Annotated in this window: 46 protein-coding genes; 39 read left to right on the top strand and 7 right to left on the bottom strand. The window is 67.2% G+C overall.

Going from position 1 to position 15463, the window contains the following annotated elements:
* Nucleotides 1-152: 152 nt before the first annotated feature.
* From Ato02nite_RS03115 to Ato02nite_RS03010, 22 genes are all read left to right on the top strand, one after another.
* On the top strand, nucleotides 153-416 hold the full coding sequence (locus tag Ato02nite_RS03115) for a hypothetical protein (protein WP_213004813.1): 264 nt from the start codon (nucleotides 153-155) through the stop codon (nucleotides 414-416).
* On the top strand, nucleotides 413-679 hold the full coding sequence (locus Ato02nite_RS03110) for a hypothetical protein (RefSeq protein ID WP_213004812.1): 267 nt from the start codon (nucleotides 413-415) through the stop codon (nucleotides 677-679). Before Ato02nite_RS03115 ends, Ato02nite_RS03110 begins: the two co-directional genes overlap by 4 nt.
* Nucleotides 676-1065: a hypothetical protein gene (locus tag Ato02nite_RS03105; protein ID WP_213004811.1), complete on the top strand. Its 390-nt coding sequence runs from the start codon at nucleotides 676-678 to the stop codon at nucleotides 1063-1065. The genes Ato02nite_RS03110 and Ato02nite_RS03105 overlap by 4 nt, the downstream gene beginning before the upstream one ends.
* Nucleotides 1062-1274, top strand: a complete 213-nt coding sequence (locus Ato02nite_RS03100) for a hypothetical protein (protein WP_213004810.1) — start codon at nucleotides 1062-1064, stop codon at nucleotides 1272-1274. Before Ato02nite_RS03105 ends, Ato02nite_RS03100 begins: the two co-directional genes overlap by 4 nt.
* Nucleotides 1271-1522 (top strand): hypothetical protein, encoded by a 252-nt coding sequence (locus Ato02nite_RS03095; RefSeq protein WP_213004809.1) that lies wholly within the window; start codon nucleotides 1271-1273, stop codon nucleotides 1520-1522. Before Ato02nite_RS03100 ends, Ato02nite_RS03095 begins: the two co-directional genes overlap by 4 nt.
* Entirely contained in the window at nucleotides 1519-1770 is a 252-nt protein-coding gene (locus Ato02nite_RS03090; RefSeq protein ID WP_213004808.1) for a hypothetical protein, read from the top strand. The genes Ato02nite_RS03095 and Ato02nite_RS03090 overlap by 4 nt, the downstream gene beginning before the upstream one ends.
* Nucleotides 1767-2510, top strand: coding sequence for a hypothetical protein (locus Ato02nite_RS03085; RefSeq protein WP_213004807.1), 744 nt, complete (start codon nucleotides 1767-1769; stop codon nucleotides 2508-2510). The genes Ato02nite_RS03090 and Ato02nite_RS03085 overlap by 4 nt, the downstream gene beginning before the upstream one ends.
* A 34-nt stretch (nucleotides 2511-2544) precedes the next feature.
* Nucleotides 2545-2745 (top strand): hypothetical protein, encoded by a 201-nt coding sequence (locus Ato02nite_RS03080; RefSeq protein ID WP_213004806.1) that lies wholly within the window; start codon nucleotides 2545-2547, stop codon nucleotides 2743-2745.
* 1 nt (nucleotide 2746) lies between these two features.
* Nucleotides 2747-2971 carry a hypothetical protein gene (locus Ato02nite_RS03075; RefSeq protein WP_213004805.1) on the top strand — a complete coding sequence of 75 codons (225 nt, stop codon included), beginning with the start codon at nucleotides 2747-2749 and terminating at the stop codon, nucleotides 2969-2971.
* Nucleotides 2968-3114 carry a hypothetical protein gene (locus tag Ato02nite_RS03070; protein ID WP_213004804.1) on the top strand — a complete coding sequence of 49 codons (147 nt, stop codon included), beginning with the start codon at nucleotides 2968-2970 and terminating at the stop codon, nucleotides 3112-3114. The genes Ato02nite_RS03075 and Ato02nite_RS03070 overlap by 4 nt, the downstream gene beginning before the upstream one ends.
* Before the next feature lie 189 nt (nucleotides 3115-3303).
* On the top strand, nucleotides 3304-3537 hold the full coding sequence (locus tag Ato02nite_RS03065) for a hypothetical protein (RefSeq protein ID WP_213004803.1): 234 nt from the start codon (nucleotides 3304-3306) through the stop codon (nucleotides 3535-3537).
* 154 nt (nucleotides 3538-3691) lie between these two features.
* Nucleotides 3692-4054, top strand: a complete 363-nt coding sequence (locus Ato02nite_RS03060) for a hypothetical protein (protein ID WP_213004802.1) — start codon at nucleotides 3692-3694, stop codon at nucleotides 4052-4054.
* Nucleotides 4051-4245, top strand: a complete 195-nt coding sequence (locus tag Ato02nite_RS03055; protein WP_213004801.1) for a hypothetical protein — start codon at nucleotides 4051-4053, stop codon at nucleotides 4243-4245. Before Ato02nite_RS03060 ends, Ato02nite_RS03055 begins: the two co-directional genes overlap by 4 nt.
* A 2-nt stretch (nucleotides 4246-4247) precedes the next feature.
* On the top strand, nucleotides 4248-4472 hold the full coding sequence (locus Ato02nite_RS03050; protein ID WP_213004800.1) for a hypothetical protein: 225 nt from the start codon (nucleotides 4248-4250) through the stop codon (nucleotides 4470-4472).
* Between the two features lie 99 nt (nucleotides 4473-4571).
* Complete coding sequence (locus Ato02nite_RS03045) at nucleotides 4572-4796, top strand: hypothetical protein (protein ID WP_213004799.1); 225 nt, start codon at nucleotides 4572-4574, stop codon at nucleotides 4794-4796.
* The gene (locus Ato02nite_RS03040; protein ID WP_213004798.1) at nucleotides 4793-4996 is read left to right on the top strand and encodes a hypothetical protein; all 204 of its coding nucleotides are present in this window, start codon (nucleotides 4793-4795) and stop codon (nucleotides 4994-4996) included. Before Ato02nite_RS03045 ends, Ato02nite_RS03040 begins: the two co-directional genes overlap by 4 nt.
* On the top strand, nucleotides 4990-5211 hold the full coding sequence (locus tag Ato02nite_RS03035; RefSeq protein ID WP_213004797.1) for a hypothetical protein: 222 nt from the start codon (nucleotides 4990-4992) through the stop codon (nucleotides 5209-5211). Before Ato02nite_RS03040 ends, Ato02nite_RS03035 begins: the two co-directional genes overlap by 7 nt.
* Nucleotides 5208-5417 carry a hypothetical protein gene (locus tag Ato02nite_RS03030; protein WP_213004796.1) on the top strand — a complete coding sequence of 70 codons (210 nt, stop codon included), beginning with the start codon at nucleotides 5208-5210 and terminating at the stop codon, nucleotides 5415-5417. Before Ato02nite_RS03035 ends, Ato02nite_RS03030 begins: the two co-directional genes overlap by 4 nt.
* A gap of 17 nt (nucleotides 5418-5434) precedes the next feature.
* Complete coding sequence (locus Ato02nite_RS03025; RefSeq protein WP_213004795.1) at nucleotides 5435-5629, top strand: hypothetical protein; 195 nt, start codon at nucleotides 5435-5437, stop codon at nucleotides 5627-5629.
* The gene (locus Ato02nite_RS03020; protein ID WP_213004794.1) at nucleotides 5626-5880 is read left to right on the top strand and encodes a hypothetical protein; all 255 of its coding nucleotides are present in this window, start codon (nucleotides 5626-5628) and stop codon (nucleotides 5878-5880) included. The genes Ato02nite_RS03025 and Ato02nite_RS03020 overlap by 4 nt, the downstream gene beginning before the upstream one ends.
* The gene (locus Ato02nite_RS03015; RefSeq protein WP_213004793.1) at nucleotides 5873-6148 is read left to right on the top strand and encodes a hypothetical protein; all 276 of its coding nucleotides are present in this window, start codon (nucleotides 5873-5875) and stop codon (nucleotides 6146-6148) included. The genes Ato02nite_RS03020 and Ato02nite_RS03015 overlap by 8 nt, the downstream gene beginning before the upstream one ends.
* 183 nt (nucleotides 6149-6331) lie before the next feature.
* Nucleotides 6332-6511, top strand: coding sequence for a hypothetical protein (locus tag Ato02nite_RS03010; RefSeq protein ID WP_213004792.1), 180 nt, complete (start codon nucleotides 6332-6334; stop codon nucleotides 6509-6511).
* 12 nt (nucleotides 6512-6523) lie between these two features.
* On the opposite strand, the gene Ato02nite_RS03005 is transcribed toward Ato02nite_RS03010, so the two are convergent.
* Complete coding sequence (locus tag Ato02nite_RS03005) at nucleotides 6524-6796, bottom strand: hypothetical protein (protein ID WP_213004791.1); 273 nt, start codon at nucleotides 6794-6796, stop codon at nucleotides 6524-6526.
* Between the two features lie 336 nt (nucleotides 6797-7132).
* Here Ato02nite_RS03005 and Ato02nite_RS03000 point away from each other — a divergent pair, with 336 nt between their 5' ends.
* The 16 genes from Ato02nite_RS03000 to Ato02nite_RS02925 all read left to right on the top strand — a co-directional run bounded on the left by Ato02nite_RS03000 (nucleotide 7133) and on the right by Ato02nite_RS02925 (nucleotide 11798).
* Nucleotides 7133-7414, top strand: coding sequence for a hypothetical protein (locus tag Ato02nite_RS03000; protein ID WP_213004790.1), 282 nt, complete (start codon nucleotides 7133-7135; stop codon nucleotides 7412-7414).
* 10 nt (nucleotides 7415-7424) lie between these two features.
* Nucleotides 7425-7679, top strand: a complete 255-nt coding sequence (locus Ato02nite_RS02995) for a hypothetical protein (protein ID WP_213004789.1) — start codon at nucleotides 7425-7427, stop codon at nucleotides 7677-7679.
* Nucleotides 7679-8104 carry a hypothetical protein gene (locus tag Ato02nite_RS02990; RefSeq protein ID WP_213004788.1) on the top strand — a complete coding sequence of 142 codons (426 nt, stop codon included), beginning with the start codon at nucleotides 7679-7681 and terminating at the stop codon, nucleotides 8102-8104. Before Ato02nite_RS02995 ends, Ato02nite_RS02990 begins: the two co-directional genes overlap by 1 nt.
* A complete protein-coding gene (locus tag Ato02nite_RS02985) occupies nucleotides 8101-8331 on the top strand; it encodes a hypothetical protein (RefSeq protein WP_213004787.1) in 231 nt (76 codons plus the stop codon). The genes Ato02nite_RS02990 and Ato02nite_RS02985 overlap by 4 nt, the downstream gene beginning before the upstream one ends.
* Entirely contained in the window at nucleotides 8328-8600 is a 273-nt protein-coding gene (locus Ato02nite_RS02980; protein ID WP_213004786.1) for a hypothetical protein, read from the top strand. The genes Ato02nite_RS02985 and Ato02nite_RS02980 overlap by 4 nt, the downstream gene beginning before the upstream one ends.
* The gene (locus tag Ato02nite_RS02975) at nucleotides 8597-8776 is read left to right on the top strand and encodes a hypothetical protein (RefSeq protein WP_213004785.1); all 180 of its coding nucleotides are present in this window, start codon (nucleotides 8597-8599) and stop codon (nucleotides 8774-8776) included. Before Ato02nite_RS02980 ends, Ato02nite_RS02975 begins: the two co-directional genes overlap by 4 nt.
* Complete coding sequence (locus tag Ato02nite_RS02970; protein ID WP_213004784.1) at nucleotides 8773-8985, top strand: hypothetical protein; 213 nt, start codon at nucleotides 8773-8775, stop codon at nucleotides 8983-8985. Before Ato02nite_RS02975 ends, Ato02nite_RS02970 begins: the two co-directional genes overlap by 4 nt.
* The gene (locus tag Ato02nite_RS02965) at nucleotides 8982-9272 is read left to right on the top strand and encodes a hypothetical protein (RefSeq protein ID WP_213004783.1); all 291 of its coding nucleotides are present in this window, start codon (nucleotides 8982-8984) and stop codon (nucleotides 9270-9272) included. Before Ato02nite_RS02970 ends, Ato02nite_RS02965 begins: the two co-directional genes overlap by 4 nt.
* Nucleotides 9272-9472, top strand: coding sequence for a hypothetical protein (locus tag Ato02nite_RS02960; protein WP_213004782.1), 201 nt, complete (start codon nucleotides 9272-9274; stop codon nucleotides 9470-9472). Before Ato02nite_RS02965 ends, Ato02nite_RS02960 begins: the two co-directional genes overlap by 1 nt.
* Before the next feature lie 2 nt (nucleotides 9473-9474).
* Nucleotides 9475-9822, top strand: a complete 348-nt coding sequence (locus Ato02nite_RS02955) for a hypothetical protein (RefSeq protein ID WP_213004781.1) — start codon at nucleotides 9475-9477, stop codon at nucleotides 9820-9822.
* On the top strand, nucleotides 9819-9980 hold the full coding sequence (locus Ato02nite_RS02950) for a hypothetical protein (RefSeq protein ID WP_213004780.1): 162 nt from the start codon (nucleotides 9819-9821) through the stop codon (nucleotides 9978-9980). The genes Ato02nite_RS02955 and Ato02nite_RS02950 overlap by 4 nt, the downstream gene beginning before the upstream one ends.
* Nucleotides 9977-10357, top strand: a complete 381-nt coding sequence (locus tag Ato02nite_RS02945) for a hypothetical protein (RefSeq protein WP_213004779.1) — start codon at nucleotides 9977-9979, stop codon at nucleotides 10355-10357. Before Ato02nite_RS02950 ends, Ato02nite_RS02945 begins: the two co-directional genes overlap by 4 nt.
* A gap of 1 nt (nucleotide 10358) precedes the next feature.
* Nucleotides 10359-10592, top strand: a complete 234-nt coding sequence (locus Ato02nite_RS02940) for a hypothetical protein (RefSeq protein ID WP_213004778.1) — start codon at nucleotides 10359-10361, stop codon at nucleotides 10590-10592.
* The gene (locus Ato02nite_RS02935; RefSeq protein WP_213004777.1) at nucleotides 10579-10731 is read left to right on the top strand and encodes a hypothetical protein; all 153 of its coding nucleotides are present in this window, start codon (nucleotides 10579-10581) and stop codon (nucleotides 10729-10731) included. The genes Ato02nite_RS02940 and Ato02nite_RS02935 overlap by 14 nt, the downstream gene beginning before the upstream one ends.
* Nucleotides 10728-10952 (top strand): hypothetical protein, encoded by a 225-nt coding sequence (locus tag Ato02nite_RS02930; RefSeq protein ID WP_213004776.1) that lies wholly within the window; start codon nucleotides 10728-10730, stop codon nucleotides 10950-10952. Before Ato02nite_RS02935 ends, Ato02nite_RS02930 begins: the two co-directional genes overlap by 4 nt.
* A 339-nt stretch (nucleotides 10953-11291) precedes the next feature.
* Nucleotides 11292-11798: a hypothetical protein gene (locus Ato02nite_RS02925; RefSeq protein ID WP_213004775.1), complete on the top strand. Its 507-nt coding sequence runs from the start codon at nucleotides 11292-11294 to the stop codon at nucleotides 11796-11798.
* Between the two features lie 179 nt (nucleotides 11799-11977).
* Here Ato02nite_RS02925 and Ato02nite_RS02920 read toward each other — a convergent pair whose 3' ends face one another.
* Nucleotides 11978-12304 carry a hypothetical protein gene (locus Ato02nite_RS02920; RefSeq protein ID WP_213004774.1) on the bottom strand — a complete coding sequence of 109 codons (327 nt, stop codon included), beginning with the start codon at nucleotides 12302-12304 and terminating at the stop codon, nucleotides 11978-11980.
* A 99-nt stretch (nucleotides 12305-12403) separates the two neighbouring features.
* Between Ato02nite_RS02920 and Ato02nite_RS02915 the strand changes: the two genes are divergently transcribed.
* Nucleotides 12404-12622, top strand: coding sequence for a hypothetical protein (locus Ato02nite_RS02915; protein ID WP_213004773.1), 219 nt, complete (start codon nucleotides 12404-12406; stop codon nucleotides 12620-12622).
* Between the two features lie 5 nt (nucleotides 12623-12627).
* On the opposite strand, the gene Ato02nite_RS02910 is transcribed toward Ato02nite_RS02915, so the two are convergent.
* The 5 genes from Ato02nite_RS02910 to Ato02nite_RS02890 all read right to left on the bottom strand — a co-directional run bounded on the left by Ato02nite_RS02910 (nucleotide 12628) and on the right by Ato02nite_RS02890 (nucleotide 15427).
* Nucleotides 12628-13581, bottom strand: a complete 954-nt coding sequence (locus Ato02nite_RS02910; RefSeq protein WP_213004772.1) for a hypothetical protein — start codon at nucleotides 13579-13581, stop codon at nucleotides 12628-12630.
* Between the two features lie 184 nt (nucleotides 13582-13765).
* Nucleotides 13766-14236, bottom strand: a complete 471-nt coding sequence (locus Ato02nite_RS02905; RefSeq protein WP_213004771.1) for a helix-turn-helix domain-containing protein — start codon at nucleotides 14234-14236, stop codon at nucleotides 13766-13768.
* Nucleotides 14237-14434: 198 nt separating this feature from the next.
* Nucleotides 14435-14728 carry a hypothetical protein gene (locus tag Ato02nite_RS02900; protein WP_213004770.1) on the bottom strand — a complete coding sequence of 98 codons (294 nt, stop codon included), beginning with the start codon at nucleotides 14726-14728 and terminating at the stop codon, nucleotides 14435-14437.
* Between the two features lie 179 nt (nucleotides 14729-14907).
* Nucleotides 14908-15111, bottom strand: a complete 204-nt coding sequence (locus tag Ato02nite_RS02895; protein WP_213004769.1) for a hypothetical protein — start codon at nucleotides 15109-15111, stop codon at nucleotides 14908-14910.
* An 85-nt stretch (nucleotides 15112-15196) separates the two neighbouring features.
* Entirely contained in the window at nucleotides 15197-15427 is a 231-nt protein-coding gene (locus Ato02nite_RS02890; RefSeq protein ID WP_213004768.1) for a hypothetical protein, read from the bottom strand.
* Between the last annotated feature and the right edge of the window lie 36 nt (nucleotides 15428-15463).

Below are 15463 nucleotides of genomic sequence, written 5' to 3'. Positions count from 1 at the left end.
CGCCGCAAATCTAGCACAGTTGACTTACAAGTGCTTTACAAGTTGCTACAAGCGTGCTTGTGTGGAGGCAGGCATTCAGCCACCAAGCTTCCGGCCGGTGGCAGGCGCGGACTCTCCCCCTGCTCCGGCCGGAATCGACTTCCGGAGGACCCGTGGCAACATCCACGAAGCTCGCCGACAACCTCCACCACCAGCTCACGGCCGCCGGCCTCACCCCGCGCCGCGCTTCCCGGGTCGTGAACCTGCTGCCGCCCGCCGGCCAGCACTGGCTCCTGACCCAGCTCCAGGCGAACCCGCAGTTCACGCTCCCCCGCCTGCTGGCCGCGTTCGTCGGCGACGTTGCGGACTGGCTGCGGATCACCTGGGCCGACGCGCAAACCGTGCGCAACACGTTCCGGACGGCGGGTGTGCGATGACCGCCCCTGCCCTGGCCTGCCCGATCGACTGCGCCCTCGACCACAGCACCGGTGACCCCGGCTTCCACGCCGAGCCCGCCGAGACCGTCACCGACCTGTACGGCAAAGACGTGGAGATCGCCCTGTTCCACGACGAGCGTGGCGGACGCACCGGCATCTTCCTGGGCGAACACGAGGTCAGCCTGCAGGTTGCGGCGAGGATCACCACCCTCCTGCAGGACGCCATCGCCCGTGGCGTCAGCATCCCGAGAGCGATGCGATGAGCATGGACCGCGAGCGCCTCAACCTGGCCACGGACTACCTCCGCGACCGTGGTGTGGCAGTCGTCGTCGGCCTGCACGGTTCGACCGGTGTCGGTGAGGACGACCTCAACGCCTACAAGCGGGCCGCCGCCACCGCCGGCACGGACCGGTGGGTAGGCACTCATGTGGGTGCGGTCGAGCACCACGGCGCCGACTGGGATCAGTCAGGCGTGCTGCGCTACCGGCACGACAACAGCCCGGTCCGGGAGATCTGGTGGTCGTTCAACCACCGCCAGCCGGACCTGGCCGACCTTCTCGTTGCCGCACTGCAGGCCGCCGGGCTGAACGCCGAGGGACCCAACGACGACCACACGGCTGTGCTGCTGCGCCTGGATGGTGCCCGGTGACCGCCCCGCTGACCGCCGACGACCTGGACCTGCTCCGCACGGTCAACCAGGAGTTCGTCACCTACGTGCACGGCGCGTTCTTCATCAGCGGCATCGAGACGGACGCGTTCACCGCACACCGACTGCGGAACCTGATCCTCGCCGAGCTGCTGGCGCAGTACGGCCCGGTCGTGGAGCTGACCGACGCGGGACGGGAGGCGCTCGCATGACCCGCGTCCAGGAACTGCGCTACGGCGACCTGTTCGACCTGGCCCAGTTGCCGCCGTTCGCCGAGACGGACGAGACCACCCGTGTGATCGCGTCCGGCGAGTACGCCCGCGTCCAAACCGAGTCCTACTACGAGGGCAGCCGGCTCTGGCTGGACACCTCCCTCGGTTTCTTCCGTGTCGACCCGGACGTCGAGGTCACGGTGGCACGCAACGAGCACGACATGTTCGCCTCGAGGAGCAAGCCGTGAAGCACCACACCGTCACCTTGACCAGCGTGGAGGTCGACGCGATCAAGCGTGGGCACCGTGTCCGCCTCGACTCCGACCACGGCCTGCTGACCATCGGCAACGCGCCCGCACCGGGTGTTGTCCGGCTCTGGCAGGTGGAGCTGTACCGGCTTACCTGCGGTGATGCGGTCGAGGTCGACGCGCCGGACCTTCGAGCCCGGTTCACCTTCCAGCCCGTGACCGAATCCCTGATGGGAGCCACCCGATGAGCACCGCCGTTCTTGAAGACATCTACGCGCTGGCCGAGCGTCGCCTTACCGAGCGTCCGACCGGCATGTTCGGCCAGCCTGACCAGCTCGCCATGATCGGGCTCGACTTCGGCCCGGAAAAGCCCAGCGTCATCGTGATCCGCGACGACTGTCCCACCCGGAATCACCCCATCGACGTGGCCGTCTGCCGGGGTAACCGCCCCGCCGAATTCCTCACCGGCAACGTGAACCCTGCGCTGCTCGACGAAGCGGCCGACCTGCTGGCCCGCGGCGAGGTGACCTTGCCGAACCAGGTGCCGTACGGCCTGGTTGAGCGGGACTGCATCACCGCGATCATCACGTTCGCGCTGGAACTGGACCCCTGGACGTCTGCGGTCTGCTACGCGGTACAGCTTGCCGAAGACGCCACCTTCTCCGCCGGTCTGATCGCCGACGACGACCTGCCGGGCGCGCTGGCCAACACGTGCCGGGCGCTGTGGCAGCGCGTAGATGACGGCACGCTGATCCCGCTCAGCGATCGCCTGCTGGCGGCCGGGCCGGTGGTACAGACCGCCGGTGCCACGCGAACGGTGGCGACGGTGGCCCACCCGGGCGGCTTCCCCGCATTGGCGGACCGGTACGTGGGTTACAACCCGGCCACCGGCTCTCCGTTGCTGCTGGACGAGTGTCGCATCTCTGCCCAGCCGGAGGGTTGGACGCAGGACCTGTGCGACTGGTGGAAGCACCCGTTTCAGCGCTGATCGTCTGCCTTACTTACCTGCGCAAGGAGTTCCGATGTCCATTTCCATCCTGGCCACCGCCGACGAGTTTGACTTCGACGGCGAGTTCGCCGCCCTGGTTGCCAACTACGCCCGCACCCAGCCGATCGGCGAGCCGCTGCCGCCGGCCGACGAGACCCTGCGCCGCCGCGAGCGTCGTCCGTCGCGTGGCTCAGCGGACCGTCGGGCCATCGAGCACTCCATGCGGGAGGTCTGACATGACCTACATGGACGGCCCGCCGCTGCCTCGCTGGCGCACCCGCATCGAACGGCGCCCCCTGGACAACCCTCCGACCGTAGACGACGCAACCCGGGTGCGGATCCTCGACGAGGCCGAGCGGTACCCGAACTTCACTGCCGCCGAACTCGCCGCGGCCTTGAGTCACGACGGTGTGGCTGTGGACACCCTCACGGTGCGCGGTGTCCTGGAGGCGTCGTCATGACGCGCCTCGCGAAGGCCCGCCGTGACCAGCGTCCCGGACAAACCCATTCCCGGGTCATGGTCGCCGAGCAGGTGGCTGCCCCGCAGGGCTACGAAAGCGTGGACCTGTACTTCCTGACCGGCCGCGGGCGGAGGGCCGCCTGATGACCGCCACCCACAAGCGTCTGTGCTGGCTTCACCCGGACGATGCCCCCGAGTACTGGGGAACTGACGTGGTCGGTGTCCGCAACGAGCAGGGCCATGTGGTGCCCTGCTGCCGTCCGTGCGCAGCCCGCTTGGGCGATCCGGCCCGCATCCGCGACGCCTCCGAAATCAACGTCGGGTGTGGCTGCCATGACTGAGCCCCGCTACGTGAACCCGTGGACGTCGCCGCTGGAGCTGAACCCGGGCGACCGGGCGGTCAACCCGGGCGGTCTCGAGGTGGAGTGGGACGGTCACCGCGGCATCCCCGTCTGCGGGCCGTGCGATCTCGCCATGACCGAGTTCTCTGCGACAGGCGGGCACGCCTGCCCGAACTGCGGTGCCGTGTTCGGTGAGCCGCTGACCGTGCTCGGGTGTGTCTCGTGAACACCGAGTACTCGACGTCGAACGACCGTTGGTTCCAGACCGACCAGCAGGGCCGTAAACGCCGACGGATCTGCGGTGAGTGCCGTGAGGAGCTTGAGGACGGGCGTTGCCCGCAAGGCCACACGCCGGCCGTCCAGCGGGAGCAGGTGGCTCGGTGAGCGACACGCGCCCGGCGATCCGCCTGATCGACTACATGTCCAGCGACTCCCTGGACTTCACCAACATCATCGGCCCTTACGGCAGCGTCGAAGCCCGCAACCGCGAGCTGGTGCGGCTTGAACTCCTGCCGCTGGGCGCGCCTGAGTTCTACGGCGGCCAGCAGTACGCCCCCGCGACCATGGCGGACGCTGTCGGTGAATTGTGCTGGAGCCTTCGTATCGGCAACCCGGCCGAGGTGGCCAAGGCGACCACCCAGCGCGGTGTGCACCACGCCCTGCACGGCTGGGACGACGAAGACGAAGACGCCGAGCCGGACCCGTACGAGCCGCATCCCGACCAGATCGGGCTGTTCTCGTGAGCCCGGACTTGGCCGCCCATCTCGACCGACTCCTGGACGAGTACGTGCAGGCCCGCCTGCCGCAGATGGGCGACTACAACGCGATCGAGGCGGCGCGCCGTGACCATGCCACCCGCGAGACCGCCGTTCAGGTGTGTGACCTGCTGCTGCGGGCCGGTGTGCGTCGTGAACTGACCGGATCGAGGAACTGACTATGCAGGACTACGCCATTGAGATCAGCCTGGCCGACGGCGGTCGGCACGTCGGCTTCGGCCAGACCGGCACTGCCAGCTACGCGTTCGCTTTGCAGATCCGCGACAACTGGCAGTCCTGGAAGGTGCAGCGCCCCAACGACTTCATCACGCTCGACACCGGCCACGGCACCACCAACATCACGGCCGGGGACATCACCGAGGTGCAGGTCCGGGTCGGCGTCTGACCGGCTTCCCAGGTCGCGAGCCTGCCGTACCCCCGTGCGGCGCTTCCCCCGGGCTCGCGGCCCCGGTGGCTGGTCAGACGGACCGGCGGAGGAGAAACCATGAGCTACACCTACGACACTCACGACGACACCGCTGGCTTCGACACGCTCACCGATGCGCAACGGATGCTCGGCCGGGACGTCAACGAGCGTGCCCGCAACGGAGAAGCAGGCGGCGACCGCAGGCTCATCCTCAAGGACATCCGGTCAGCGCCCGCCGCCGACAAGGCGGCCCTGGCGGAGATCTGGGGCGGCCCGGGCGCGGGCAAGGAGTTCCTTCGATGAGCGACCGCAACTATCCGGTGACCGTGAACAACGGCAGCAGTTCCTGGCCTGGTGAACCGATCCGGGCAGCCGACGACGACGAGGCCCGCCGAAAAGCGGGCACGCTGGCCGCCAACGCGCCGTCCGGTGTCTCGTTCGCGGTGACCGACGATCAAGGTGTGCCGCTCGGCGAGTATGCGAACGGTGGCCCGGCATGGTGACCGCCTACGACAATGACCCGCGCGTCCGTTCCGTAGGCCCGGACATGTGGCTGGTCGGGGAGCATCTCGACGAGCTGACCGACGGCGACCTGGCGCCGGAGGTGCGCCGCCGCGGTGACGTGTTCGTCGCCGACCTGCACCATCCGGGTGAGCCGGCTACCGAGCATGCGACCGCCGACGAGGCGATCCGCTCGCTGATCGGGGAGCCGCAGTGACCGCCTACGACAGCGACCCGCGAGTGCAGATGCAGGCTCAGGGTGACCTTGCGGTCATGCTCCCTCCTGATTCGCCCGGTCGTTGCGGATGGGTGTGGAGCAAAGGCGACGGTTCCGGCTACTTCGCGGACGACCAAAACGGGTCGAGGACCTTCCACGCCACCGCTGACGAGGCGATCCATTCGCTGATCGGAGACCCCCGTTGACCGCCATGGTGGAAGTGATGATCGGCACCCGTGACGGCGGAGTGTTCGGCGGGATGGTCCCGGCTGGCAGTGCCGCTCACATGGAGGTGCTGTCGTGGCAGGAGCAGCTGGCCCGGTGGCAGGTGTCGCATCCGGACGAGCGGCTGCCGTTCGGCACGCACCGGATCCGGGTCGGGGACGTCGACTCGATCGTCATCGGGGAGCGGCGGTGAACGTCGTCGAGCATCTCCGCGAGTGGTCCGCGTCGTCCGGCGAATGGGTGGAGATCTGCGACCTCCAGCGCCAGTTCGACCCGGACGACGCGGACCGGTTCGCGGTGGGCGCACGCATGGCGGACCTGCTGGAAACCTTGGCCGACCGGATGGGGCGCTCCGGGCTGGTGCGCGCGTTCGCGTCGTCCACGCCGGAATCGTTGCGGGCGGAAGCCGCCGAGTATCGGGCAGGGCGTGATCCGCGTGCGTGAGCCCGACAACCTGACCGGCTGGGTCGACAAGTTCGGCGCCACGTGGGTCCGGGTCGACGACTGCCCGGCGCCGCAGTACGCGCTGTTCGCCGGCAGCAGCTGGTATCCCCGAACCGATGGGCCGGTCTTCGAGCCGCACAGTCAGAACGGCATCGGCCAGCCCCGTCCGTGGGATCAGGTCGAGTTCGACTACGCGCCGCTCACCCCGGCGAGCCCGGAACTGACCGCGGAGACGATAGCCCTAGTGCGGGCGTCCTGCCGCGACTGAATGAAGAAGGCCGTGCCCTGGTCGACGAAACCGGCACGGCCATCAATCTCCCCTGTTAAGGAGCGACATGAAGACTATCCGACGCGCCAAGCAGCCCGTGATCGAGCTGCCGCTGGCGGCCCAACTGTTCGCCGACCTGCTGCGTGAGAGCGCGGGCAAGCGGGACGACCGGCAGGCCGGCTGATGGCCCACGAGCACGCCAACCGGGTCACCGTGCACTTCGACGACCACCGGGAGCCGCTGGTGTTCGAGGACGCCAGCTACACCCTCTGGAAAGACGGGGTGACGGTTTTCAAGGACGGGGAGGAGCACGTGTTCCTGCACGCGCGGGCGGTCGCCGACAAGCTGGCCGTGGCGCACTGATGGAAGGCCCTGCTACTCCGGTGGCGGGTTCTTCTTCTTGCTTCCGCCGGCCACTCCCCTTGCGATCTGCGCAGCCCGGGTGCGGTGTTGACCTATCGCGTCGCCGATCTCTGCCCAGCTCATGTCGTCGTCCTCGTGCATCCGACGGACGACGTCCTGTCGAAGTGACCGGACGTAGGCGGCGAACGAGGGGATCTGGTTGAGGACTTCAGCGAGGGCTTTGGCTTGTTCAGCCCGGGTGGGCTGGTTGAGTGCGGCTGCCACTTCGGCGCTTGGGTCCTCCACGGATCTCACTGTAGTGGGCACCCCTCCGAATCCGGATGTTCGGACGGGTGGTTCACCTGACCAGGCATTGAGTGTGTAGTGGGTGGCCACTACACTGAAGGCATCCCATCCTCCACCGAGCCCTCGGAGTAGTCGTGACTCAGGATCTGGACCTGCTGGACGTGGTCGACGCCGACCTGGTGGGCGACCAGTGCGCAGAGTACGGCTCCGCCTACTGCCCGGGCGACTCCACCGGCCTCCGCTGGGTGCCGGACCCGTACGACGGGGACGTCAACGACACCACCCGCTCGTGTACCTGCACGACGCCTGCCTCGCCCAGCGCGTGGCCGACATCTGATGCTCAACGACCCGCCGCCTGCCCCGCCGAAACCAGCCCGCCACTGGACCGGCGCGGGCAGGCGGCGCTCCTGCCGGGTCGAAACCGTGTGCGACGGGGAGCTGGTCATCCGCGGTTGGATCCGCCCCGTCGACCTGGCCGACACGACCGGTCCGGGACTGGCCGGCCACACCGTCTGGGATTTGAAGACCTATGACCACGTCCAGCTTGAGCCCGTCACCGGCGACTACCTGACCGCAGAGAAGGCAGTGCTGGACGCCACCAAAGAGCTCGAGAACTGAAAGGACTCCCATGCAGACCGACAAGTCCACCTTTGCTGCCGCCGAGCCGCCCGACGGCACCAAGCTGATCCTGGTCATCCGGGACGACTGGATGGTCCTCGTCCGCGACGACGAGACTGCCCGCAAGGACGGCTACCCGGCAGGTGTGCGCTGGTATCTGGCCAACGAGGACGCGGGCCCGGAAGAACCGGAGACGCTGCTCGGCTGGCTGCACTACGCCGACGCCGTGTACGCGCTCGGCGAGCAGCTGGCGGTGTTCAACTGATGCCAAGCCAGACGAGAGACCTCGAGGCGGCCATCTGCGCCGACCTGTCCGACAGCCCGCTGACCGTCCGGGAGATCCTGGAACGCCACGGCGACATCATCGACCCGCGCTGGGTGATGGTCGCGCTGGTGCACCTGCGGCAGGACTACGTGCTCCGCTACGTCGGCTGCGGAGCCGGCCACCGACACGACGGCGACTGCCGAGTGGAGCTGACCCCCGTGAGCATCGACGACATCACTGAGGCGTCCGTGCTGGCTGCCATCCGCGACGGCAACGACAACATCCTCAAGCTCGCCGAGCACTTCGGCGTCAACCACACCTCAGGCAAGCTGCGGATGACGCTGCACGAGCTGGCCGGCGCAGGGCTGGTCAAGCGGTTCGCGGTGCCCGGCTCGCCGATGCCGCGGTTCGAGGCAGACGCGTGAGCAACCAGCAGGTCCGTACTGCCGTCTCGGACAGCCTGTTCGGCACCGCGACCGCGTTTCTGACCGCAGAGGTCTTCGATCAGATCGTCACGGATGTCATTCAGGCATCCGACAAGGGTGTACCTGCGATCGTCGCCGCGCTAGATGAGGCCGAGGTTTTCGCCGCGTACGACACGGAATGGCTGGCGGCACACCTGGACCGGGAGATCAGGAAGGTGGCGCTGTGATCACCGAGCACGCGATCTGCACAATCCCGGAGGGTCACTCCCTGTGGCGCCACTTCGCCATCAAGGTCCAGCGCAAGGGCAGCACCGACGAGTGGGTACTCATCCACTGCGGCTACTACCTCGTCCCCAACGGCGAGTGGTCGCCTGACGCCAGAGCGGCCCTGCGCTTCGACGAGAAGCTCGCTCTGGAAGTGGCCGAGCATTGGGCGCCGCGGGTTGAGTCGAACGGGCGCACCGCCTACGAGGCGATGGAAGCGGGCCTGCTGTGAACGGCGAGATCCTCAACGCGATGGCCCGTCTCGGCGGCCAGTACGCCGCCATGGGCATGATCCCTAGAAGCGATGAGGTCGACGACGAACCGCGGCACGACGAGTTCTGCCTCGGCGATCCGCGTCAACCATGCGACCGCGAGTGCGGGTGCTGGTGCCACGGAGACCTCTGGTGAGTTACGCCGACATCTCCCCCGCCGCGGTGCTGCGCCTCATCCAGGCCGGCCACCGCACTCTGGCCGATCTGGTGCCGGAGTTCGAGGTGCTGCCGACGTCGCGGTATCTCGCTGACGCGATCGGCACGCTGATCGCCAGCGGGGAGATCCACCTGACTGCGGACGGCTACGTCCCGCACGACCTGCTCGAAGGGCTGGAGGATCAATGACGCCCGACCTGTACCGCACCTTGCGTGACATCCGCGACGGGCACATCACCCTGTATGTGCAGGTGCAGCGCTATGACCCTACGACAGGGGCGGCTGTCGAGCCGCGAGAGATGCAGACCTCTCCAGACCGCATGCCGGCCGGTGTAGATCGGCGATCCGATCCGCGCTGGTGGCTGCGTCTCGCTGCCGAAGGCTGGTTGCGGCTTCCGGTCGAGTTCGAGCCGCAGATCTGGCAGCTCACGGAGGCTGCTCTGGTGGCCGTCTCGCGGCGGGAGGCGAAGCCGTGATGGACCTCCTGGATTCCCCCACTGCCGAGGTTGCCGCCCGCCTGGACTGGGCGAAGGAGCAGATCGGCCTGCTGCACCTGAACGCTGTGATCGACCTGCTGGTGGCTTCCGGGTGGTGCGTGGAGGACGCCCGCGAAGCCGCCGTGCACACGCTGGCCGCCTCCTACCTGGTGGCCGCCGAGAACGAAGGAGACAGCTAACCATGAGCAGGACGCCCGAGGCGATGGCAGCAGCTATCGCCCTTGCCGCACTGATGACTGGCTGCACCCCGGAGACAGCACGGTCCGCAGGGACTGAAGGCCCATCGGTCTACATGTCCGAAGGGTCGGACGGCACCGCCGCCGTCGACAGCTGGATCACGCAGAAAAACCACTACCCGCCGGGATCGGTCGGCGACGCGGATCGGTGGGAGTTCTGCTTCGACTCTGCGGATGGCGGATGGACATGCCTGCCCGTGTCGGAGGCCGACTACAACCGGTTCGAGCCTGGCGATCGCGTTCAGGCGCGCCAGAGGGTCGGCCAGCTCGCCTCCGTGGAGGAGATCCGATGACCATCACCGTCGTGCCGCAGACCAAGACCGAAACCCCCGAGTCGCAGAACCTGGCCAAGCTGCGCGAGGCGCTGAAGAACCCGGCCCTGGTCGGCTGGGATGCCGAGATCCGGGCCGAGATCGAGCGACTGGCCAACAAGACCGAGGAGGCGTCGTGACGACCGCGACGATCCCGGACCTGCAAGGCTTCGAAACCTACTTCGGCCTTCAGGTCAGCGACGTCGGCGAGGATGGCAGCGTCATCATCCTCGGCCACCACCACAACGAGCCGCGCCGGATCGTGGCCGCCCTCAACCGGCATGCCCGCGAGTTTTGGGGGCTCGCCAATCTCGTGGACGATCAGAACCCTGGGCCCGGCGAACTGGCGGACTCACTCGCTGAGACATACGCGGTGGCCCGCTGTGGCGCCGCCTGCCGCGACGACCAATGCGGCAACTGTGAACGCGTCCGCGCCGGGCAGCGCGAGTGGTGGATCACCTGGGACGTCGCTCCCGGAACGCCTCACTCGTTCCCCGCGACGGTTTGGAGGCCCTGACGTGAGCGAAACGCAGGCGGTCAATATGGCCGACATCGTCCACGTGCTCCGTCTCGCCCGCGACGGCTGGCCGGAGGGCTGCACCTGGGAGACGTACGGGTTCGCCGCCGCCGTGTGGCACGGCTACCTCGGCGGGCGCGGCGAGGAAGAGGTGACGCTGACCGATGAGGGTCGGGCGTTCCTGGCCAAGTTCGGTCGGCTCTACCCCGAGGAGGCCGGCCGTGCTGTGGGTTGACGAGGAGGCGATCAGTTACGACTCGCCCGACGAGGTCCGCCAGCACATCACGTTCCTCGCCGAACATGACCCGGAAACGTTGGCGGACCTGGCGCGCGCCCTGCTGGCCGAGCTCGAACGACAGCGGAGTGACGCGTGATGGAAGACCTCAGCTACGAGCACCTCGACGCCCTGGTCGACACCGACCCGATCAAGCTGCGCGACATCGCGGTCTCTCTCGTCGCGGAAAGCACCAAGCTCGCCGAGGTTCGGCGATGGCTGGCCACCTACCCACCGATCCCCGATGACGTGTCCGGCGACCCCGAGGCGATGATCGTGGCCCGGTTGCGGCGGATGCTGGGCAACGGGAGCATTCAGTGACCCGCTCGTGGCGCATGTTCGCCGGCCGCGGTAGCGTGCCGGAGCGCCCCTTCCACCGCTTCGGCGACGAACGTACAGTCCGGTTCTGCGGTCTCGACCCGGTTCCGGTGGAGCTGGTCGAGGACCCTGATGGCCCGTACTGGGGTTTCATCGTGACCAGGCCGCGCGTTCCCGGTGCGCCGGTGACAGGAGTTCCAGCGATGGTTCAGGGTCATGAGGGCATGTTCCGGATGCAGTCGCCGGATGGGTTCAAGAGCGACGTCGAGTCCGGCCGCGGTGAGGTCGTCCGCATGTCGTGCCGCGAACTAGACTCACCCACTCCCTGATCATGGAGCCGCTGTGAACCTGCCCGAGATCCTCGACGTGGTCGAAGACCTGCTCCGCCGAGCCGAGCACCCTGATATCACCGCGATCACCAGGTACGGCGACAGCAACCAGCCGTGGGGTCCGAGCGCCGAGCGTTCCAAGGTCAAGGGCGTGACCGGGCTGAAGGTCGCCCACCAGTCCACGGCGACCGCCATGCTGTGGGGCGCGGATCTTCCCGGCGAAACACCGCTGGACGTGCCGGCGACGCTGCCCGAGCCGAAATACCGGGCCGCCCGCCTGGCCATCCTGGTAGTGCAGTTGCTGGACGCGGCCCGGCCCGCCCAGTTCAAAGCGTGGCGGCTGGTCGCCCTGCCCGACATGGGGCCCACCGAGCAGCGGGGCACCTTCCCCTCGGGCGTGAGCATCGTGACCGCGGACGGCACCCGGATGCTGTTGTGCACGTCGTCGACGGGGGCGATGGTGGGCGACGAGCCGGCGGAGGAGCCGTTCCCCGACTGGCAGGTTCCGGCGCTCGCCTGACCCCGTCCACGCAAAAGCCCCGCTCGTAGCTGAGCGGGGCTTTGTTGTGTCGAAGCCTGGCCTACCACGGCTGCCCGACTGTGCTTTCCGGCCCAGGACCAACCGATCCAAGAAAGGTGCTCTCACCGTAGCGACCTGGCGACGTTTCAACCACGATCACGAAACACGGTGAAACGACGTTAAACTCCCGGTGTCGCTCGCAGCCATGCCAGGTGCACCTGGGCGACCTCTTCGTCCGCACCTGCCTCACGGGCCGCCTCGACCAGCCGCATGTAGGAGCTCTCCCCCAGCTCTACCCGGCGTAACGCCCGGCCGAGGAGCAGGCCCCACAGGCGCGGGTCGTCGGACAGCGCGAGTAGCGCCGGCAGGACGCTCTCGTCGGCCTCGCTGTCGACGACGAACCGGTCCGCCAACCCCACCAGCCGCGTGTGGAGCCGATCCTCCCGCGCGGTCAGCTTCGGACCCCACGGCAGTTTCGGGGCGGGTTCGCTCGGCAGATACTCCATAACTCGATCATCCACCCTGTGTGAAGCGATCGAGAGTTACACGGATGGCATTCAAGCGACTAGTAAACAAGCAGGTCAGAGCGGATTACCGTCGGCCTCGTGAAGATCCTCGGCGCGATGGGCACACCTGACGGCAGGTGGCGCTTCGAGGTGGTCAGGGTCCGCCGCGAGCAGCAGTACCGGATGTTTCGCGACGGCGAGCTACTGCCCTACCGCGGGGCGATGGGCATCTTCGAATGGCTGCTCGGTGAGGACGGGTACTCGATGGCCGACCTGGTTGAGATGCCAGTCCAAGACTCCACCGCAGGAGCCGCGTAGGTGACCTACTCAGCCGGAGCCTCGATCGGCACGCCCCAGTCAGCGAACGCCTTCATCGCGTAGGCGCGGAGCACCAAGCCCAGCATCGAGTTGCCGGCGCCCAACACGGTGTCGACAGTCTCCGTCAGGCGTGCCTTTACGAAGCTCTTGTTCGGGTTGGCCCGCTGCACCTCAGCCTGCAGGGTCTCGAGGTCGCGTCCGGCTTCCTCTTGCTGCGATGCGCTCAGGCCGAGCACCGGCAAGGCTTCGGCGAAGGCCTGCAGCAGAACCGCTATCTCATCCGCTGACGAGCCGGTGTTGCCGGCCGACGACTGGGAGAAGTTCGCGGCGTCGAAGGCAAAGTTCCCGCCGCTCATCGTGCCGATCGAGACCTGGTTCCGGGGCTGCCGCTGCTCGCGCACGTAGTCCTCCATGCTCTTGCCGGAATTGACGAGATCCCGGCCTTCGTCGGTGATCTTTGCCTTCATCGGCAGATTGCCGTTCTCGACGACGGGCGCCGTGGCCTCGACCAGCCCGAGTCGCTTCAGCGCTGCTGCCGCCTCCCAAAACCGTTCAACGGGAAGGCGCGCGTACTCGAAAAGGACCGCATTGGCCGCCTCTTCAACGTTGAGATAGCGCTCTCCCTGAGGCTCCTCTCCATTCAGCCACTGAAGAAGCCCGAGTTGCGCGGCCCGTCGTTGTTGGGCAGGGTCCCGCCGCATGGCCCTCAGCCGCTCGACGAAACTGCGGCCATCCTCGGTGATCACTACGGATTGCCCGTCGAAGCTGAGCCCCGAGTGGAGGTAGATCAGGCCCTCGCGGTCGAGAGTTCGCAGGCTCCCCCAGTAGAGCGCCTGCGCCTTCTCGTCCGGGGGTTCTTCGAAGAGGCTCATCGTGTCGATCGCCTCGCCGGGGTCTTCCACATCCTTGTCGTAGATGTTTTCAATGAGGAACAGTCGGCGCTTTTCTGAGTCTGACATCGCTGACGATCTCCGAACTATCTCTGTGAACGACGACGCGAAGCGGCGTCCCAAGCGAACGAAGTGAGCGCGGGAGTTGAGTGGTTTACATGATTGGGTTCAATGACTTGGTGGTATCCAACGGTTGGACAATGGATGCGCCAAGCGTTGGACAATCGCGCATCCAACCGTTGGAGGCTCGGTCCTAGCGACTGTCCAACCGTTGGCGCATCGCCTGCCGGTCGGTGTCGATGTCGAACCTGCGTGTGCCCAGCGGATTCGGGTTGTTTGCGCGGCGCGGACGCGGGATCGACCTGTCGATGTCCTTGCCGTTTTCGGCGAGCAGCGTGAATCGCTCCTCCCAGTCGCTGGGCCGGCACAGCTGATACACATCGGCGAGCTTCCGCCCACCCTTGTTGCCGCCGTGCTCGTGCCGGTGGATCAGCCAGTTCTCGCGAAGCCATTTCAGCCCGTTGTGCACAGTGCTGCGGCCGAGCTGGCAGACGTCTGCGAGCCGTTCGGTGCCCGGGTAGATGCTCGACCCGTCCGCGTCCGCGTAGGTGGCCAGCATCAGCGCGACCAGCTTGGTGGATCTCAGGTCGCTGGGCATGACGATGCGCCGGATGGTGCGTTCCCAGTCGAAGCGGGAGATTGTGTACTTCTTGAAGTCGCTCAAGCGACACCGCCGACGGCGCGGCAGTGGGCGAGCGGGCATGCAACAATGGAGCGGAGCAACGCGCCTCCTCAGCAGGCGTTCAAGACCCCAGCAATCAGCGTTTGCCGCGCTGGCTGGGGTCGCTCTGTATTCGCTTCCATTATCGCATTTCAATCGGATCTTGAATGCGTGGCGCACTGCGCCGAATGGACGCCGACCCTACGTAACCTTCTGCTCGAACTCCACGTCCACTTCAGCTCGCACCACCGCAAGCGCCACGGCCAGCCCGTTTCCGATCGCGTGGCAGTCTGGGCAGCCGTCGTCGTGGGGTCCGCCGTGGATGTCGGCCAGGTGCAGTACCGCTTCGTGCAGCGCTTCGACTTCGACGTCTTGGCGCTGGTCGTCGGGCATCCCGGTCAGGCTGGTCGTGGCGACCCCGATTTTGCGTTCGGGGACTTCGTAGCGGGCGGCGGCGTCGGCGGTTCGGCGTAGCGTCTGATCGATCGCTTCCATGCCCCTACGCTAGGCGTGGGTCAACCCGACAGGATCGTCCGGAACGGCAGCGTTCCACCAGTTCACCACGTCGGGGGTCGGGTGTTCAGCGCACCCCATCCGCCGAACGGCCCACCCACCTGCTCACCGCGTGGTTAGCAGGAAGGTTCGCAAGAAGGTGAGCAAGACAGGCCGCGCCATCAGACGCCCTTATAGCGCTCTTGCTCCGTAACGTCCTCGACCGGCCCGTACAGCTCAATGATCTGGGTAAGAGATCGGATTTCGCCGCCCTTGGAAGGCGCGAAATCGGTCTTTTCCCCGATGCGCCACCAGATACCGCCCTGGGCGTCGCGGACGGCGTAGACGCTGGGAGGGACATCTTCTGCACGGTCGTAACTGGTCATGCTGTCACCGTCCGGTCTGGACTCGTCGAGGTGGCCGACGCAAACAGTGTCCCGCTCCGACGGCAACTCAGGCCATCTTTGATGGCTATTCCGCGTTCGCCTGTTCCCGCTCGCGGGTCTTGATCCGGTGGATGACGATCTCGGCGGCCAGGCCGTGCCGTTGAAACCGGCCACGCACGACACGCAGCCGGTCACCCTCGGCACCGACCAGGTCCTGCTCGCGCGATTCGAGCTCCCGCAGCTCGGCGTAAAGCTCCTCGATCGGCTGGGCGTGGTAGCCGCACACGATGTGGCGGGACAGGTCGCAGGGGCACATCAGCGGCGCCCGTTCCAGATCCCAACGTGCCCCTGA

The sequence above is a fragment of the Paractinoplanes toevensis genome, assembly GCF_018332695.1.
Lineage (GTDB): Bacteria > Actinomycetota > Actinomycetes > Mycobacteriales > Micromonosporaceae > Actinoplanes > Actinoplanes toevensis.
This window is presented reverse-complemented; position numbering and strand designations above follow the sequence as displayed.

Excerpts from the sequence above, each read along its gene's own strand:
- Ato02nite_RS03065 (WP_213004803.1), top strand. The coding sequence starts at position 3,304 with ATGACTGAGCCCCGCTACGTGAACCCGTGGACGTCGCCGCTGGAGCTG.
- Ato02nite_RS03105 (WP_213004811.1), top strand. The coding sequence starts at position 676 with ATGAGCATGGACCGCGAGCGCCTCAACCTGGCCACGGACTACCTCCGC.
- Ato02nite_RS03035 (WP_213004797.1), top strand. The coding sequence starts at position 4,990 with ATGGTGACCGCCTACGACAATGACCCGCGCGTCCGTTCCGTAGGCCCG.
- Ato02nite_RS02920 (WP_213004774.1), bottom strand. The coding sequence starts at position 12,304 with ATGGAGTATCTGCCGAGCGAACCCGCCCCGAAACTGCCGTGGGGTCCG.
- Ato02nite_RS03010 (WP_213004792.1), top strand. The coding sequence starts at position 6,332 with ATGGCCCACGAGCACGCCAACCGGGTCACCGTGCACTTCGACGACCAC.
- Ato02nite_RS02965 (WP_213004783.1), top strand. The coding sequence starts at position 8,982 with ATGACGCCCGACCTGTACCGCACCTTGCGTGACATCCGCGACGGGCAC.
- Ato02nite_RS02955 (WP_213004781.1), top strand. The coding sequence starts at position 9,475 with ATGAGCAGGACGCCCGAGGCGATGGCAGCAGCTATCGCCCTTGCCGCA.
- Ato02nite_RS02990 (WP_213004788.1), top strand. The coding sequence starts at position 7,679 with ATGCCAAGCCAGACGAGAGACCTCGAGGCGGCCATCTGCGCCGACCTG.
- Ato02nite_RS03045 (WP_213004799.1), top strand. The coding sequence starts at position 4,572 with ATGAGCTACACCTACGACACTCACGACGACACCGCTGGCTTCGACACG.
- Ato02nite_RS03110 (WP_213004812.1), top strand. The coding sequence starts at position 413 with ATGACCGCCCCTGCCCTGGCCTGCCCGATCGACTGCGCCCTCGACCAC.
- Ato02nite_RS02895 (WP_213004769.1), bottom strand. The coding sequence starts at position 15,111 with ATGACCAGTTACGACCGTGCAGAAGATGTCCCTCCCAGCGTCTACGCC.
- Ato02nite_RS02950 (WP_213004780.1), top strand. The coding sequence starts at position 9,819 with ATGACCATCACCGTCGTGCCGCAGACCAAGACCGAAACCCCCGAGTCG.
- Ato02nite_RS03075 (WP_213004805.1), top strand. The coding sequence starts at position 2,747 with ATGACCTACATGGACGGCCCGCCGCTGCCTCGCTGGCGCACCCGCATC.
- Ato02nite_RS02900 (WP_213004770.1), bottom strand. The coding sequence starts at position 14,728 with ATGGAAGCGATCGATCAGACGCTACGCCGAACCGCCGACGCCGCCGCC.
- Ato02nite_RS03000 (WP_213004790.1), top strand. The coding sequence starts at position 7,133 with ATGCTCAACGACCCGCCGCCTGCCCCGCCGAAACCAGCCCGCCACTGG.
- Ato02nite_RS03050 (WP_213004800.1), top strand. The coding sequence starts at position 4,248 with ATGCAGGACTACGCCATTGAGATCAGCCTGGCCGACGGCGGTCGGCAC.
- Ato02nite_RS02910 (WP_213004772.1), bottom strand. The coding sequence starts at position 13,581 with ATGTCAGACTCAGAAAAGCGCCGACTGTTCCTCATTGAAAACATCTAC.
- Ato02nite_RS02960 (WP_213004782.1), top strand. The coding sequence starts at position 9,272 with ATGGACCTCCTGGATTCCCCCACTGCCGAGGTTGCCGCCCGCCTGGAC.
- Ato02nite_RS03070 (WP_213004804.1), top strand. The coding sequence starts at position 2,968 with ATGACGCGCCTCGCGAAGGCCCGCCGTGACCAGCGTCCCGGACAAACC.
- Ato02nite_RS03040 (WP_213004798.1), top strand. The coding sequence starts at position 4,793 with ATGAGCGACCGCAACTATCCGGTGACCGTGAACAACGGCAGCAGTTCC.
- Ato02nite_RS02890 (WP_213004768.1), bottom strand. The coding sequence starts at position 15,427 with ATGTGCCCCTGCGACCTGTCCCGCCACATCGTGTGCGGCTACCACGCC.
- Ato02nite_RS02995 (WP_213004789.1), top strand. The coding sequence starts at position 7,425 with ATGCAGACCGACAAGTCCACCTTTGCTGCCGCCGAGCCGCCCGACGGC.
- Ato02nite_RS03095 (WP_213004809.1), top strand. The coding sequence starts at position 1,271 with ATGACCCGCGTCCAGGAACTGCGCTACGGCGACCTGTTCGACCTGGCC.
- Ato02nite_RS03025 (WP_213004795.1), top strand. The coding sequence starts at position 5,435 with ATGATCGGCACCCGTGACGGCGGAGTGTTCGGCGGGATGGTCCCGGCT.
- Ato02nite_RS03080 (WP_213004806.1), top strand. The coding sequence starts at position 2,545 with ATGTCCATTTCCATCCTGGCCACCGCCGACGAGTTTGACTTCGACGGC.
- Ato02nite_RS03085 (WP_213004807.1), top strand. The coding sequence starts at position 1,767 with ATGAGCACCGCCGTTCTTGAAGACATCTACGCGCTGGCCGAGCGTCGC.